General features: G+C 60.0%; 14 protein-coding genes. 5 read left to right on the top strand and 9 right to left on the bottom strand.

The window, feature by feature from the left end:
- Window positions 1–153: 153 nt before the first annotated feature.
- The gene (locus tag SMC1_RS09980) at window positions 154–1,866 is read right to left on the bottom strand and encodes an ABC transporter substrate-binding protein (RefSeq protein WP_119086619.1); all 1,713 of its coding nucleotides are present in this window, start codon (window positions 1,864–1,866) and stop codon (window positions 154–156) included.
- A gap of 196 nt (window positions 1,867–2,062) precedes the next feature.
- On the opposite strand from SMC1_RS09980, the gene SMC1_RS09975 reads away from it, so the two are divergent.
- On the top strand, window positions 2,063–2,368 hold the full coding sequence (locus tag SMC1_RS09975) for a hypothetical protein (protein WP_119086618.1): 306 nt from the start codon (window positions 2,063–2,065) through the stop codon (window positions 2,366–2,368).
- Here the strand turns inward: SMC1_RS09975 and SMC1_RS09970 are convergent.
- Window positions 2,362–4,332: a WD40/YVTN/BNR-like repeat-containing protein gene (locus SMC1_RS09970; RefSeq protein WP_119086617.1), complete on the bottom strand. Its 1,971-nt coding sequence runs from the start codon at window positions 4,330–4,332 to the stop codon at window positions 2,362–2,364. The two genes, SMC1_RS09975 and SMC1_RS09970, sit on opposite strands and share 7 nt — an antisense overlap.
- 147 nt (window positions 4,333–4,479) lie before the next feature.
- Here SMC1_RS09970 and SMC1_RS09965 point away from each other — a divergent pair, with 147 nt between their 5' ends.
- The 3 genes from SMC1_RS09965 (at window position 4,480) to SMC1_RS09955 (ending at window position 6,731) form a co-directional block, all read left to right on the top strand.
- Window positions 4,480–5,238, top strand: coding sequence for a SagB/ThcOx family dehydrogenase (locus SMC1_RS09965; protein WP_119086616.1), 759 nt, complete (start codon window positions 4,480–4,482; stop codon window positions 5,236–5,238).
- 138 nt (window positions 5,239–5,376) lie between these two features.
- The gene (locus tag SMC1_RS09960) at window positions 5,377–5,862 is read left to right on the top strand and encodes a flavodoxin family protein (protein ID WP_119086615.1); all 486 of its coding nucleotides are present in this window, start codon (window positions 5,377–5,379) and stop codon (window positions 5,860–5,862) included.
- Between the two features lie 50 nt (window positions 5,863–5,912).
- Entirely contained in the window at window positions 5,913–6,731 is an 819-nt protein-coding gene (locus SMC1_RS09955) for a GNAT family N-acetyltransferase (RefSeq protein ID WP_119086614.1), read from the top strand.
- Between the two features lie 15 nt (window positions 6,732–6,746).
- Here SMC1_RS09955 and SMC1_RS09950 read toward each other — a convergent pair whose 3' ends face one another.
- The 6 genes from SMC1_RS09950 to SMC1_RS09925 form a co-directional block, all read right to left on the bottom strand.
- Window positions 6,747–7,463, bottom strand: a complete 717-nt coding sequence (locus tag SMC1_RS09950; RefSeq protein ID WP_119086613.1) for a M48 family metallopeptidase — start codon at window positions 7,461–7,463, stop codon at window positions 6,747–6,749.
- Between the two features lie 256 nt (window positions 7,464–7,719).
- Window positions 7,720–8,868, bottom strand: coding sequence for a cytochrome c biogenesis CcdA family protein (locus SMC1_RS09945; protein WP_119086612.1), 1,149 nt, complete (start codon window positions 8,866–8,868; stop codon window positions 7,720–7,722).
- A gap of 35 nt (window positions 8,869–8,903) precedes the next feature.
- Window positions 8,904–10,028, bottom strand: coding sequence for a hypothetical protein (locus SMC1_RS09940; RefSeq protein ID WP_126855218.1), 1,125 nt, complete (start codon window positions 10,026–10,028; stop codon window positions 8,904–8,906).
- A complete protein-coding gene (locus SMC1_RS09935; protein ID WP_119086610.1) occupies window positions 10,015–10,683 on the bottom strand; it encodes an ABC transporter ATP-binding protein in 669 nt (222 codons plus the stop codon). Before SMC1_RS09935 ends, SMC1_RS09940 begins: the two co-directional genes overlap by 14 nt.
- 21 nt (window positions 10,684–10,704) lie before the next feature.
- Window positions 10,705–13,284, bottom strand: a complete 2,580-nt coding sequence (locus SMC1_RS09930) for an ABC transporter permease (RefSeq protein WP_119086609.1) — start codon at window positions 13,282–13,284, stop codon at window positions 10,705–10,707.
- Between the two features lie 30 nt (window positions 13,285–13,314).
- A complete protein-coding gene (locus tag SMC1_RS09925) occupies window positions 13,315–13,557 on the bottom strand; it encodes a hypothetical protein (protein ID WP_119086608.1) in 243 nt (80 codons plus the stop codon).
- A 151-nt stretch (window positions 13,558–13,708) separates the two neighbouring features.
- On the opposite strand from SMC1_RS09925, the gene SMC1_RS09920 reads away from it, so the two are divergent.
- Window positions 13,709–14,407: a response regulator transcription factor gene (locus tag SMC1_RS09920; RefSeq protein WP_119086607.1), complete on the top strand. Its 699-nt coding sequence runs from the start codon at window positions 13,709–13,711 to the stop codon at window positions 14,405–14,407.
- A gap of 19 nt (window positions 14,408–14,426) precedes the next feature.
- On the opposite strand, the gene SMC1_RS10785 is transcribed toward SMC1_RS09920, so the two are convergent.
- The coding region (locus SMC1_RS10785; protein ID WP_165849438.1) for a hypothetical protein at window positions 14,427–15,944 on the bottom strand (1,518 nt) is incomplete at its 5' end.

Raw genomic sequence — 15,944 nt, 5'->3', positions numbered from 1 at the left:
CGGTCACCGCCAGGATAAAGGTAATGACATAAATGAGCAGTTTTCTTCCGAAATTACGTCGCATTGCCGCTCCTTCGCTTGAAAGAAGGTCTGAGAATGTTTCACGCCCCCTCCTCCCACATGAGGAGGAGGGGGCGTTGAATACATTGGCTGTTACGGTTGTTTTACGGCCTTCAATTGAGTAAGCATGAGGATAGCGGTCATGTTCCAGTAGCCATTCCAGGTAACGGGCAGATAATGATTCTTTCCCGCGACCGAAGATGGCCAGTTCGTCCAGTACGTGGTGCTCATCTGGGCCCACATACCGTTATACCAAAGCGGGATCATGGGCAGATTCGCGAGCTGAATCGTCTGGAGCTTCGAGATGACAGCCTTCATGGCTGTCAGATCGGTGGTCTTCGTCTTATCCAGCTGCGTCACCAGAGCAAAGGCAGTCTTGTTGTTGTATCTGCCATAGTTGCCACCTTGCGTGGTCGGGATGTCTTTGAGCTGGTCATAGAAGATGAAGTGATAGTACGTCCATGGTGAGTTGCTTACATTAGCCTGGTTGTCAATGGCCAAGTCAAACGTACCCTTCAAGCGGGCATCCAAGTAGCCGTTGAAATCGGGGTAGCTGGCTACTATTCTGAGCCCCACAGCCTTGGCGCTCTTGGAGATCATCTGGGCAGCGGCCATCCAGTCAGACCATCCATTGGGCACGATAAGCTTCAGCGTAATCTTGGTGCCATCCTTGTTCTCGACATATCCATCATGGTTGACGTCTTTGTAGCCGGCAGCGGCAAGGACTTGTTTGGCTTTGGCAGGATTGTACGTGATGCCCAGTTTCTTGACAACAGCCTGGTCGACGTACTTGTTCCACATGGGGAGAAGGCCTGTCGGGTTGGAAGCCTGGACCATGTTGTTATAATCCCTTGAAACAATGTCGGCTACGTTGATTCCATAGGCAAGTGCCTTCCGGAATGCGAGGTCACTCATGGGCTTCTTCTGGAGATTGATATCCAGCCATGCAGTGTTGGCAGCAATATTGTACGGAGCACTCGGATAGTACGTGTGGAGTGCGTAACCGCCTGTCAGCAATGTGGAGATGCCCGGCAAATAGTTGTTGTTCAGATCTTCTTGCCCCTGGAGCACCAAACCTAGCGAGTTCTCGTTGCTGGTGTTGACAAGGTCAATGATGTATTTGGGAGCAACCGACAACTTGAGTGCCTTGGTCGCCCACCAGTTGACGTTCTTCTCCCAGACCATCTTGGTCTGATCGTATGTATTGTATAGATAGGCGCCTGATCCGACAGGTTTGTCATTGGCTCCCGTCGCGACATCGGTCAGACTCTTGGTTGACCAGATATGCTGAGGAACGATTGGAAGGTTGTACAGATAGTTGTCCCATTCCTGATAGAGAGGGGTCTTGAACTTGAAGTCCAAGGTGGTGCTGTTGACCTTGGAGATCGACGTAAGCCAGCTCCACAGGCTGCTGAAGTTGAGTGTCGTCTTCTTGCCAAGCTCAATGGTGAACTTGACGTCGTCAACGGTCAAGGCCTTACCGTCAGACCACGTCAAACCTGAGCGGAGGACCAGCCTGTACGTAGTGCTGTTGGTCCACTTTCCACTGCTGGCGAGCCAGGGTGTAAACTTCGCTGTCAGGGGATCATACAGGAATAGCGTTTCGTAGCATAGACCAATTGTTCCCGTCGCATAGTTCCCCGTCATGAAGGGGTTCCAGTTCGACGGAGGACCCCACTGCTTTCCACCAGTGTAAAGGGTCTGCGACCGGGGGAATTCAGTAGTTGCTGCAGCTGCAACAGAGGTAACTCCTAGAGCTCCAGTCAGTAATGCTAAGACCAGCAGAATAGACACTACCCTTCTCATTCTTCTTGCCTCCTGTATATCGTGCCTCAACCTCCACGTCTACCGCGACAAAACTATGGGCAACATTCAGATACTAAGATGTTTCCCCCACCTCCTTTTGCCTCTGATCGACTCTGACTATTTCTAATAGCACATTCCAAATTAATGTCAAGTTGTTTAGAACCTCCCCAGAAACATTGTCACCGCGTCAGGAAGTATGCAGGCGGACACAAGCCCGGGCAGCAGTCCTCTGGTAAAGTTCAGGAGAGAGTTCGAGCCATTGCACCAAGGCGTCGACCAGCAGGCCGTTTGGAATCGCATCATGGAGTTCTACGCGACGACCTTCGACAACGTCCACGACGTTATGAGACGCAACGATTGTATTGAAGGCATGTCAGCACGTCTGGCCGGTATCGAGACGTATCTCGTTACGGACTGCATGATCGGCGACGCGGCGTCATCGGGGGCGGACAATGTCTCCGACAGCCTCGGTTTCGAGCGCTGGGTTCTGGCAAATTACTGAGTCTGGAGGCGAACGACGCAGTGCGCCGTCATGGCGAACACACCACCCCCTCCCACAATGATACATCGTATATCGAGGTCGGGCAGACCGCTGTTCAGACGCTGCCATGTGGCCCCGTCATCCAGTGACATCGCCACCCCGCGCGCCTGCGTCCCTGCATACACAATACCGTCTGGGGCCACCGCGATCGTGTTGACCGCTCCCGATACGGACAGAATCGTCGACAGCCCGCTGCTGGACCGGAACCACCTCGTCCCGCCGTTCTGCGAGACATACACACCCTTAGTGTCCGTGCCGGCGTAGAACCGGCCTGTTTGTTCGTCGACGGCGAGGCTGTCGACCCAGGGTGTGTCCATTGACGATTGTAGACGTTTCCAGTGGTTGCCATCGTCCCTCGTTATGTACAACCCCTGACCCAGCAGCGAGAGGATCACCGTGCCCGGCGTTGCTGCATCCGGCAGAAGCGCGGCAATCTCGGTGCGCGGTGTCGGCGATTCCACCGGCCTCGTCGCCACGACGCCGGTGTTCCTCGGTTCCCAGGTCAGACCTGCATCGTTCGAAACCGCGAATCCCCCGTCCGTACCGGCATAGACCATCGTCGACCCTGTAGGGCGGGACGCCAGGATACTCACCCTGACGCCGGGGATACCGCGGCTGACAGCAATCCAGTGATCCCCGCCGTCGACACTGCACAGCACCGACCCGACGGACGTGCCGGCAAGGACAGTCCGTCCATCTTGCAGCACAAGAACGCTGATTATCCCGTTCGACTCGGAGCAGCGCGACCACGAGATGCCGGCATCCATGCTGTGGAAAACCCCCTGGCCCGTCGCCGCGTAAAGGACGTCCGCATCGACCGGCGACGCGGACAATCCCGCAAGGGTCAGATTCGTGATCCCGGTGCTGGACTCGCTCCATGCCCTGCCCTCACCAGAAGAGAAGACCCCATGGGACGTCGCGGCCAGCATGCCCGTGCCTGAGCGCGCCAATCCGAAGACATGCCCGTCGTCCGGCAACTGAAAGGTCAGCTGCCAGTCGAGACCATCTGCGGAGAAGTACAGCGCTCCGGATTGTGTACCGAGAACAAATCCACGTGCCCCGCCCGGAAGGAACTCGACCGCCACACAGTCTGACGGGAGCGACCCCTTGCGGGAAGTGACCCACGTCCGGCCTCCGTCCTTCGACAATCCTATACCGCCACCGGTCGCAGTGACAGCCAGACGGAGCTCGTCCGCGGGATCGATATCGATGCCCGTCACCATCGGCTGTGATCCGAATGGCAGGACAATGGCATTCCACGTGTCGCCTCCGTCCCGCGAGACGAAGAGACCGGTCTCCTGCGTTCCTGTATAGACCGTCCTGCCATCCCTGCTGACATCAACGACCGCGATGCGGTCGCCCAAGGCCTGGCGACCGGTTCGACTCCACAAACGCCCTCCATCTCTCGAGATGAAGAGACCGGCATCGCCCGTCCCTGCAAACAAGGTGTCAGGAGAGCCGGCAGGGGAAGCGAGACACGACAGCGACCGGCTGCCTAGGCCTCGACTCGCGTTCTTCCATGTCTGGCCGCCGTCCTCGGAAAGGAAGAAGCCGGCACCATACACGGCCTTGCCGACGACCTTTCCGTTCGCCCTCGGGTCAACCTCGATGCCCACGACATAGTGGCCGGACGAAGAGCCGCCGAGTGGCGTCCAATCGCTTCCCCCATCAGAGGAAACATAGATTTTATCTTCACGCGTGCCGGCGTAGACGACCGCCCCGTCAGAAGAGAGGCTGGCAATGGCTGTGACGGGTCCCCCAAAAAGCCCCTTGTCCGATCGCACCCAGACCGTTCCCTCGGCGATGCTTGCAGCATTGGTGAAGACACGCCGCATGACGACGGCCTCACCTGCGCGGGCATACCAGACAACGGCCAGGACAAACACGACCAAAACTACTGTCACGATGCGACCAACGTGTCTCATCACTGCCCCCCATCGAATCTCTGTCGTTCCATAGTAATAACGCAATCGGGAACGAATGGTTACGCCACCCATACCCCATATCCGTTCGGATTGCAAACAATTCGGGGGCGCTTACACTGAAAGCATACCACGATCCCGAGGTGAACCATGGAAATTGGACAGCAGTTTCTGCACGACACACGTTACGCGTCCGACATGCCGGACGAACCTTCAGATCAGCAAAAAGGACTTCCACAACCGCCCCTTGAATTGCCATTCGACGACAGCATGCCCATCATCGACCTGCCGGACCCGAAAACCCTGGTCATCCCATCTATTGATCTTCGGACCGCAATCGACCGGCGCCACAGCTTCCGCCTGTACCGCGACGAAGCACTAACGCTGGAGGAACTCTCGTTCCTCCTGTGGTGCACGCAGGGCGTCAAGGCCGTCACAGCGCGTCCGTGTACTCTGCGCACCGTCCCGTCGGGGGGCGCCCGCCACGCCTTTGAGACCTATCTCATGGTCCGGGCAGTCACAGGACTCCAGCCAGGGATCTACCGATTCCTCGCAATCGAGCACAAGCTGCAGCTCGTCAAGCCCGGGACACAGACGCTGCAGGACGTCACACACCTATGCGACGACCAGAAAATGGTCGAGCTGAGCGCAGTCACATTTATCTGGGCAGCCATACCCTACCGCATGATCTGGCGCTACCGCCAGCGCGCTTACCGCGGCTTGTTCCTCGACGCAGGCCATGTCTGCCAGAACCTGTACCTAGCTGCTGAACCTATCGACTGCGGCGTCTGCGGTATCAACGCGTTCCTGGACGACGAGTTCAACGCCTACCTTGGCTTCGACCCCGAGCAGCAGTTTGTGATCTACTGCGCGTCGCTGGGGAAGAAGCCGACCGGCATCCACAAGTAGTTCCAGCCGCGGAGGGCATGCCGGAGCACCGTCCGGCTGTCCTCCCTGCCGTTCCTGACCCCGCCATTATACCATTAAGAGGCCTTCACTTGACACATGGGTACGCAGAGCTAGTCTAGCATTAAAGGGAGGTGGACAATGCCCAATGCACTGGTTGTGTTCTATTCGCTCGACGGTGACGTCCGGTTCCTGGCCCGGACGCTTGCCAAGGAGCTCGTGCTGGACTCCATGGAACTGGAGCTGGTCAAACCACACCCGACACACGGGTTTATGAAGTACTTCAAGGGCGGGCTTCTGGCTGCCACCGGCGCGACGCCCCCACTCCGTCCGCTTGCGCACGATGCTGCGCACTACGACCTGCTCTTCGTCGGGACACCTGTATGGAACAGCCGCCCGACCCCGGCCGTGCGTACGTTCCTAAAGAGCGCCGACCTCAAGGGAAAGAGAGTGGCTTTCTTCACCAGCTACGGCGATAATGACGTGAAGACTTACCGGGTCCTGACTTCGCTGGTGCCGGGAGCCAAGGTTGTCGGCCACATCGGCTTTAAACTGCCACTCAAGATGGACAAGGAGCAGTGTTCTGCCGACCTGGTCCGCTGGGCCAAGGACCTGCTGAACAGTTGACACCGCGTTCTGACGGTTGATGTGAGCCGCACGGGAGCTATCCTGCCCTTATGCCCCGACGAAAAGCAGCAGTCATAGCCCCTCCCAGAGACACGTCATCCGACGAGGCGGCACTTCGCGCCCTGTACCGCAAGGATCCGTCACGCATTCTGCCAAATGCACTGTGGAAGACCGTCGCACGCCTGCAGTCTCTGGAGTGCCGGTTCATTGATGACGCCAGCTCGGTAGCGGGTGTCGAACTGCGAGAACCCGGCAAGCTGCTCATCTACGGCACACGGACACAGGACCCCCTGAAGGCTGCGTCGGTCAAGCTGGACGGTGTACCCACCGTGTACGTCCACAATGACTTCGTGGCTCCTCTTGCCCCATGGTTCGACCGCAAGGAAGCTTTCTTTCGCCTGGTCCACACGGGCAGTGAGCTGCCACTTCACGCCAAGCTCCCCGGATATGCTATCCGCGAGGTCGACACGACAACTGAACTTCCACTCGTGGCGACTATCCTGCACGCCTGCTACGACACTCCTACGCCGGGCACCGACGAGATCGCGACGTGGACAAAGCGTCCGGTCTTCGACCGGCGCGCCTGGCTGTGGGTCATCGACCGCAAGCAGAAGCGCCCTGTCGCTCTTGGCATCGCTGAGACTGACAGGCTTACTGGAGAAGGGTCCCTCGAGTGGGTTCAGGTACTCCCTGCGTTCCGCAGTCTCGGACTGGGCACCATGCTGGTGCACGAGCTTGTCTATCGCCTGGAGCAGAAAGTCGCGTTCACCACGGTTGCCGGTCAGGTGAAGAACCCCTGTGAACCCGACCACCTGTTCCGCCGTTGCGGCTTCGCCGGCCACGACGTCTGGTGGGTCCTCCGCCGATAGCCCCACTTCTCCGTCCTAGATCGTCAGCATTCCCCCGTGGTCCTTCAGCCAGCGCCTGCGTGCGTCATAGTCCGGCAGGACCGACGCGACGACCGCCCAGAACCGCACAGAGTGGTTCATCTCGCGCCGGTGCGCCAGCTCATGCACGACCACGTAGTCGACCACATTCATGGGAGCCATGATGAGGCGCCAGGCAAAGCTGACGGTGCCGCTGGTGCTGCACGAGCCCCAGCGTCGCTCAGCACCCGTGATGCGCAGCCGCGGAACGTCCACGCCGACCAGGGGCGCATAGTGATGGACACGTTCAGCAAGAAGCTCACGTGCCCGGCCACGGTACCACTCCTCGAAGACCACTTCTCCGCGGTCGAACGCCACCATGTCCAGGCTGAACCCTGTCTTCTCGTCAAAGGTCAGCGGTGTTTTCTGGAAAGCGACAACCACGAACGGCCATGCTCGCCCCAGGTACGGGAAGCGTTCTCCCGTCAGAAAGTCGTGTCGCGGCAGCGGGGACACGTGGCTGCGCGCCTTCGCAAGCTTGTCCTCTATCCACCCTGCCTTCTCCCGCAGCAGGGACTCCACGAACCACACCGGCGTCCGTGCGGGCGCCCGCACCACCAGCGTGGCGTCCGGCCGCACCTCCAGCCCAACGGTCCGACGGCGTGACCGCACCAGCACATATGCGCCCGCGACGGGATTCGTGCGCTGTTCGCCGTCCGGCTTCTTCACGCCCATGAACTGTGAATCCCTTTGGTGTCAGGCACAATGGTCTTCACATTCCAGCTGTCACAGCCGAGCGCTCCCCGGTCCAGAGTTTCCACATTTTCCATGCAAGTATTGTGTCCCCATGTCGCCGAAGCGCAACCAGCACGTCTCCACTTAACGATAGGTTAACGCTATGCTGTTATCATCGTGGCAGGGGGGAAGAAATGGTGGAGCATGTTGTCAAAGAATGTTGCGCGCTGACGCAGCTCTGGAAGTAACGATAGCCCTACTTCCCTTTCCACCACCTGGACAGGAACAGGACAGCAAAGAGGGCGAAGAGGAGACCGCCGAGCAGTTTGGCAGCAGGCATATGACGGGTGAACCAGGAACGCAAACGCTCTGACGTGACTCCTGCTGCAGCAAGGACAGTGATGACAAGAAGAGGCAGAATAAACAGCAGGTTGTAGAGGAGAAGCAGGAGGACGGCGTGGTTGTGGAGCCCCTGATTTGCGAGGATGAGAACGATCGTAGGTAAATAGGTCTGACCAGTGCATAGGAACTCCAGAAGCGCGACCGGAAAAGCGACAAGGAATGCCCAGAGCGGCATCAGCCGGCTGCCTGCTACCACGCGGATCAGGGAACGGATACCGCTCTTCTCCTGTCCAGGGAGTTGCAGGGTCATCTCCTGAACATGTCCATGAGCGGCACGGGCTGCATCACGGAAGGAAAAGACAGCAAGGCAGACAGACAGGAGACCGAGGATTCCGTAGAACCACTGGGCAACCGTACCAAACCAGCGAGCACCGGTGACCAGCCGGTCCAGGCCGAGGCCGGCAAGAAAGTAGGCACAGAAGACACCGACGGCAAACGAACAACCCACCAGGAGGATTCGCTCACGGGAACCGCTGCGCAGAATGATGTAGGAGATGAAGAAGAGGAGGGTGGCAAAGGCGCAGGGGTTGATCCCGTCAATCAGGCCGGCACCAAGGACAGTGCCGACGGAAAGAGAAGAGGCAAATCCAGAAGCTGGTTCGGCAGTCGTTGTCGTTGTGAGATGACTGAGGAGAAACGCAGTATCCTGCGTGGTCACCGTTTCAAGGAAATCGGGCAGACGAGCCTCAATGACATCTGCACGGATAAGAACATTCCTGCCAATGAAGACCGTCGGGACCACATACCAATTTCCCTCGGGAACCGCGTAGAGGAGATCAAGACTGTGGCGAAGGGATGTGCTGGTGAGATCCTCGAAGCTGTACCGATGAACATCAAGGGGAACACCGGAAGCAGCCAACTGGTCAAGATAGGCAGAAACCTCCCGGCACTCCCCACAGGACTCGGAGAGAAATGCGACGACGGGAATGCGTGTGGTGGCTGTCACCTGTCGAGCGTGTGCCGAGATAGCAACGATCAGACAGCTCAAGACAATTGTCGTCACGCACGTGAGCCTGAAACTCCGAGTCCCGCGCCTCGTCATCGCCCTTGGACAACATTCCGGACGTACCGTACAAGTGCGGCCTCTTCCGTAGGACCCTGGAGATCCCATGGGACGATCGCCTTCACGGTCCCATCCGGGGCAACGACGAGCATATTGATCGGCTGAAACTGTCCATACCTCAGGGCGAAGGACCAGCACGTATCTGCAATGACCATTACACCGAGATGGTTCTGCTGGACGTAGTCCTCGACCTTGGCGACCTCGCCCCGGTTGATGGAGGGGAGGAGCCGCAGGTTCTGAGTTGATGTCTGCGTAGATGCCGTGCTGTACAGAACAGCATAGTCACAGGCGGCACGCCAGCGCACCTCGTCGTACACAGACGCCACAAGGACAGGATCGGCGAAGTCGCGCAGCCTGGCAAGGAAGTCCACGTGGAGCTTCATACTGTCTGCACTCAGATAGGTCGAATGAGACAGCAGGAAGACCGTGCTCTTGTCCGTCGAGAGTGGTACGACGGAGGCGCCGCCACACGTCGCTGCTGCAAGTTTCTCGCCGACTTTCGGCGTCACTTCGCCCCCCAGGAGCGACCCCGAACCGGATCCACCGAACTGGCCCAGTGCCTGGTTCAGCTCGGTCCATACCAGCTGCAGCTTGATGCCGACCGACTTCCACGCGATGGTGCCATCCGGCCTGATGAGAAACACGGCCGGCGCGCGGGCGTCGTGGTCGCACGGTTGTCCGACAGCAGCCCGGTCCTGGTCAACAGCCAGCACCATGTGCGGTCCCGCGACGACGCCCTGTCCGTCTGACCCCACCATGAGGAGGACGACCTGTACTCCCGGATACTGCCGTCCCAGTCCCTCGGCAACCCCAGCATATTCCGAACAGGTGGCGCACCCTGGAGCCACGACGATGCAGCACGTCTGTCGGTCGCGCAGTCGAATGGCTGGTCCGCCTGCTGCACTCGGCAGGCTTGCCAGAGGAAACACATCTCCGGGGTTCAGAGTCGCCGCATACTCCTGCTCGACCCGGGAGACAGCCGCTGCAAGCGCAGCACGCGCCACCACCGAGGCGCGAGCCGTCAGGATCACGGCAACGACGGTGGCCACCCCCAAGACAGCCACCACAATCAGGACGATACGTCGTCTAGAAGGCCTCATGCAGAACCCCGTCCACCATGTACATGCGTCGGTGCGCGTGCTCGGCCACCTCATCGGAGTGCGTGACCACCAAAAGGGTTTTGCCCGAGCGGTTGAGGTCGTCCAGCACCTGCATGACGGCGGTCACATTGGCTTCGTCCAGTTCGCCGGTGGGTTCGTCGCACAGGATGATTTCTGGGTCGTTGACGATTGCGCGTGCCACTGCGACCCGCTGCTTCTCGCCACCGGAGAGTTCGGATGGATAGTGCTGCATGCGATCCTGCATACCGACCTGTTCCAGGACGGCTGCAGCCATCCGCTGCGCCTCTTTCCTCTTCACCCCTCCGATATGGGGGACGAGCGCCACATTGTCCAGGACCGTCAACTCCGGCAGCAGTTCAAACTCCTGGAACACGAAGCCAATCTTGTGATTGCGGAACCGGGACAGATCAGCGTCATTGAACCGGAAGGGGTTCACATTGTCATACAGCACCTCGCCCACTGTGGGGTTGTCGAGCGTGCCCACGATGTTGAGCAGGGTTGTCTTGCCGGATCCCGAGCGCCCGCGGACGGACACGTAATCACCGTTTTCGAGCGTCAGATCAACCCCCTGCAGTGCCCGTACCTGAACGCGCGTACCATCGTACATCTTCTGGATGTTGGTCAGCTGGATCATGGTTGCTCCTCCTTGGTATAGTTACAGGTTTCTCAGTTCGCGGGAAGGGACGACATTCCGTGAACGCCGAGCCTGGTTCCGAGCAGCGACGAGGGACACGATGAAGGCGAGCAGGCAGGTGACGCCCAGCCACGGGAGTGACGTCGACGTGAGGGCATACGAGGGTCGCTCGGTCGCGACCGCTATCACCACCATCAGGAGCGTCCCGATGATGACCGAGATGCCGGCGACCAGGACGTTGTGGGTCAGGTGGAGCCGGGTGAGTTGTGCCTGAGATGTCCCCAGAGCCTTGCGGATGGCCGTATCCCGCCGCTTGAGCTGGGCATACAGGTAGAGTTGGTCAGCGAGGACGACGAAGCCCTCCAGGAGCCCAAAGGCAGCAAAGAGCATGAGGAAGCCGGCGAGCGCCTGCGTCGATGCATCGATGGCGTCCACCAGGGCGCCTCCGTCGAGGAACCCCAAGGAAGCGAAGACGGCAGGCGAAACGCACGAGCGCACGATGTCCTGCACCTCCTGCAGCGTCCCCGGCTTCACCCCGCCCACGAGCAGGGTTGTCCGGGTGCCACAGGACTGGCACATGCTCGTTCGTGTGTCGAGGGTCGTGAAGAGGGTGCGGTTCATGGTGGCACTGACGGTCGGACTGAATTGGCCAACGATCCGGACCGCCCCACTGCTCAGGAAGGTGGAACCCAGGTCACCTTCTCCTTGGTTGGGCGACTTGTGCAGCATGCCCCAGACGTCGGGGCCGACGACCGCCTCGAGACCAGAGGCCTCCGGTGACGCCCCCATCCCGGTACCCTGCGTGAGCGTGAGCCCGTAGAAGGAGGGCAGGGCGGCATCGCCGGACACGACCCTGATCCACTGGTGGGGGTCCCCTTCGGCGCTGGTCCAGAAGATGTCGGCGTTCCTGAGCTCGGCGACCGGGTAGCCGGCTTGCATAAGGCGGTCCTTGATCTGCTGCAACTGTTCGGAGGTCGGCGGCGTGCTGGAGGAGGTACTAATGCGGGCAACATTGCGTCCGAGGAGTAGCGCGAACTCGCGGTCGCGCTGGAGCCCGAAGGATAGCTCAGACAGAGGGAGCAGAGCAAACAGCAGGCACAGTGCAACCGCAAGCGAACCCCACAGGTCCAATTTCAGGGCATCGAAGCGGGACCGTACCCCGCCACGGAACCGGATACCGGCACCGGGGTTGATACGGGAGATGCCCCGAGCGGGGATGAGGGAGGAAAGGACGGCGATGACGAGGAGCAGCACGAGCGATGCCAGGAAGGCAAGCGGGGAGAGACGCAAGGCAATGTCCAGGTAGCCAGGTCCTCCTGCGAGGGTTACGGTCGCACGGCTCTGGTTGATGATATCGACAGCGCCACTCTGGAGCAGCGTCTGCAGCACTCTTGTCCACGGACGTGCCAAGGCAAGGAGAATGAGGCTGGAAATCCCCCAGGCGGCTACGGCCATTGAGCATGCCTCTGCCATGAACCCCAGCGTCACTGAACGACGTGACGCGCCCAGCGCACGCCGGACGGCCACGCTCCGGACCCGTGTGACAAACTCAGTGTACAGGGAGACTGCCACGGCCAGGAGACAGCCAACGAGGGTGAGCAGTGCATACGAGGAAAGCAGGGACAAGGTCCTGGTCCGCATGGTGATCCCGACCACGCTGGGGACCATGTCGTTGCGTGAGGTGGCCTGGACAATGGTATCCGCGTTCTCCTTGGAGCGAAACATCCGCTGGACCGCCTCGGCGACGGCAGGGCCGGCACCGGGCTCCGCCAGGATCTGAACCATTGGTGTGTCCTTCTCCTGGCCGACAGGGACAGTAGGAGAGTAGCGGAAGATGGTCAAGTTCGGGTCGCTGTATGGGGAGAGGTACCCACTCGAGGAAGCCAGACCCTCCTCTTTCTTGGCCAGGACGCCGATGACACGGTATGCCCGGATCCCGTCCGAGAACGTCTGCCCTATTGGGTCCCTGCCGAGGAACAGGAGGTCGGCCAGCGTGCTGCCGATAATGACATCATTCTGCCCGTCGCCGGGGGCGAAATCACGTCCATCTTCAATGACGAAGTTCCAACGGGACAGTTGACCAGACGACATGGGAAGAGTGGGGACCATCTGTTGTCTGCCACTGACGGAGAGTGTCAGGAGCGAGGTCTCGAACGTCTTGAGCCACAGGTCGCGTACGCCAGGGATGCGCCGCATGACCGCGAAGTCCGCCACAGAGAACACCGACGTTGCCCCGACCCTGCCGGTGGACCCTTTCAGCGGAGCCGCGGTCGTAGGCGGGAACTCTCCGGCCACCAGGAACCCTTTCATCATCATGTCCATCATGGTGTCCGTCGGCAGGATGCCTCCCCCGTACGCGAGGCCCAGCCCGACCGACCGGTACATGGCCAGGCTCGATTCCTCTTGTTGATCTGTGATCACCCGACTGGTGCACAGCACGTCCACGACCTCGCACCCCATCTTGCGCAGTTCCTCTTGCCTGCTGCTGCGCTGGGCCTCGCGCAAGGCGAGGCCCATGGCGGCGACAGAGGTGGCGATGATGCTGGTGAGCAGGAGCGCGAGGAAGACGGCTATGAGACGTCGTGAGATCCTGTGGTTCATGGCACCGTACCCTCCCTCCGTCCTTACGAGCTACTTGAAGCAGTTGGTCGAACAGGGGTTAGAACACTGTTCGAAGCAAACCGGCATGCCCCCGACAAGGAATTCCAGACCAAAGTGCTGTTCACATCCCGTCTGATGGTTGACGATACAGGCTTCCTCCCATGAGCAGTTGTAGGTGCAGGCAGTCGCTGCACCAGTTCCACAGATGCCGATTGCGACCAATACTAGGACAATGAGACCAAGCATTCGCAGCAATACGCTCCTTCGTTTCATGCATGCCTCCTTACCCGATTCAGCCGCGCGGCTGTGTGGGCACTATACAGCATCAACGTTAACTGAACGTTAAGGGATTCCTGTCCGCGTACCTGTATGCGCGAAATGCGTGGTATGCTCAGAGTGAACAAGGCCATCCAGGAGGGAATGGGTGCGAGTACTGATTGTTGAAGACGAACCGACGATGGCGTCTGCGCTGGGTGACGCTCTGACACACGAGCGACTGACCGTCGACACGGCTGGCGACGGACGGGACGCACTAGGAAAGGTACACATCGAACAGGCGTACGACCTCATCCTCCTGGACCTCATGATGCCGCACATGGACGGGCTGACGTTCCTGCGGACCATCAGGGCCGAAGGACATACGATGCCCGTACTGGTGCTGACTGCGCGTGACCTGACTGCAGACAAGGTGACGGGGCTCGACACGGGCGCCGACGACTACCTCACCAAGCCGTTCGACCTGAGCGAACTGCTGGCTCGTGTGCGGGCCCTCCTACGACGACGTGACGAAATCAAGACGACGGTTTTGACTGCAGGACAGGTTGTGCTCGACGTATCATCACACATCTGCACGGTAGCAGGGCAGCGCGTAACACTAAGCCCCAAGGAAGAGCAGCTGCTTGAGTACCTCCTGCGCAACCAGGGGCGCATCGTCCCCCGCGAGGAACTCGAGGATCACCTGTGGGGCGAGCAGACCTCTCTGTGGTCTGACACGCTCCGCACGCACGTGCGGTATGTCCGTGCCAAGGTGGACACCGATCCGTCCGCTCCACTCATTGTAACCGAACGGGGGCGCGGCTATGGCATCCTGCAGCCACCCGGGAAGGAGCCACAGCAGAAATAGGCGTCCGGCACAACCCTCTTCAGGGAATCCGGCACTGGTATACCATGCTATCCATGGCGCAGTACAGCGTCCCCGACTCTGTACCTGTGGTCAACGTCTGCCCGCCGAGCGACGACAACCCCTGGTTCATCCGTAGCCAGCGAGTCTCACCCGGCAGCAACACGAAGACGCCACCGCTCGACGTGCCGGCAAACAGGCGCCCCTTCCCATCCTTCGCCAGCGCCTGGACAGATCCGTAGTAGACGCCGATCCTCGACAGTCCTTTGTTGATGGGTGTCCAGACACTACCCGGCGCACCGCTCCAGATACCCCGAGCCACTGAACCGACGTACGTTTTGGATGACGACTCGATGAGCACGCTGGACAGCCAGCTGAGGTCGGCGGAGCTGCCCAGCATGACGCGGTCCGTCAGCTGAACATCCTTCCACAGCAGTCCACCGTTCGTGGATTCACACAAACCGCGGCCACTGACGATGGCAACGACATGCTGCTCGTCGGCCTGGTCAGTCGCAAGCGTTGGTACCTCAACATATGTCACCTGCTGTGGCGCAGATCGTTTTGGTTTCAGTCCCAGACTGCGGTCGATCGCTGTCCCCTTCACGAGATCGACCCGCCACACACCAAGGGATGTCCCGGCAAGCACTACCCCGGATTCCGAGGCATATGGGGCCAATGCCAGCACGTCATCGCTGAGCTCCTTGGGTACCACACGGCGCCACCGCGTGCCATCCGCCGACATCCAGAGTCCCTCTCGCAGCGTGCCAGCCAGCATCGGCGTTCCTGCACGGATCACGGCGATGTCCTGCGAATCCAGTTCTGACGCAGTCCGGCCCCAGGTAGTGCCTCCATCGTGCGAGACATACATGCCGCCAGTCGTCCCGACATACAGCCGTGATAGAATTCTGATGTCGGGTACGACGCAGGTGATCTCGGTCTCCTGGATCCCTGTGCTGACGTCGGTCCACTTCCATGACGCAGCGTCCGTCTCGAATACTCCCCCTGACGTACCAGCAATGAGGGTCCTATCCATCCACCAACACAGCGCGCGGATCCCAAACCCGCGCATGACGGGTGACGCGACCTGCCACCCCTTCAATGGGTCGGCTGCCGCATACACGCTCCCAGAGCTCGTGCCGACGACCAGCTGCCACGACGGCCGCACAATCACGCTCATGGCAGACACATCACCAGAACCCTGCGGGAGTTCTGCCGCTGATGTCCACGTCGCTCCTCCACCCGTGCTGATGTAGACGTTCGTATGGCTGATCACGGCTGCAATCGTGTCTGGTCGCGATGCATCCCACGCCAGAGCGGTGACTGACGCTGCCTGAGGGAGACCGTCACGTCCGCATGCCTTCCACGTGAGCGTCGCCGTATCTGCAACAAAGACACCCTGGTCGTAGGTGCCAGCAAACAACCGATCACCGCCAGCCGTCGTCGCCAGCAGGCAACTAATGCTGAGGGTCGGCAAGCCCGTGTTCACCGATCGCCAGTGCCTGCCGATGTCCCGTGACACGTAGACGCCGTGGTTGGCGGT

The sequence above is a fragment of the Candidatus Cryosericum septentrionale genome (assembly GCF_003570995.1).
Classification (GTDB): domain Bacteria; phylum Caldisericota; class Caldisericia; order Cryosericales; family Cryosericaceae; genus Cryosericum; species Cryosericum septentrionale.
Note: the sequence above shows the minus strand (reverse complement) of the source record. Positions and strands in the feature narration are given on the sequence as shown.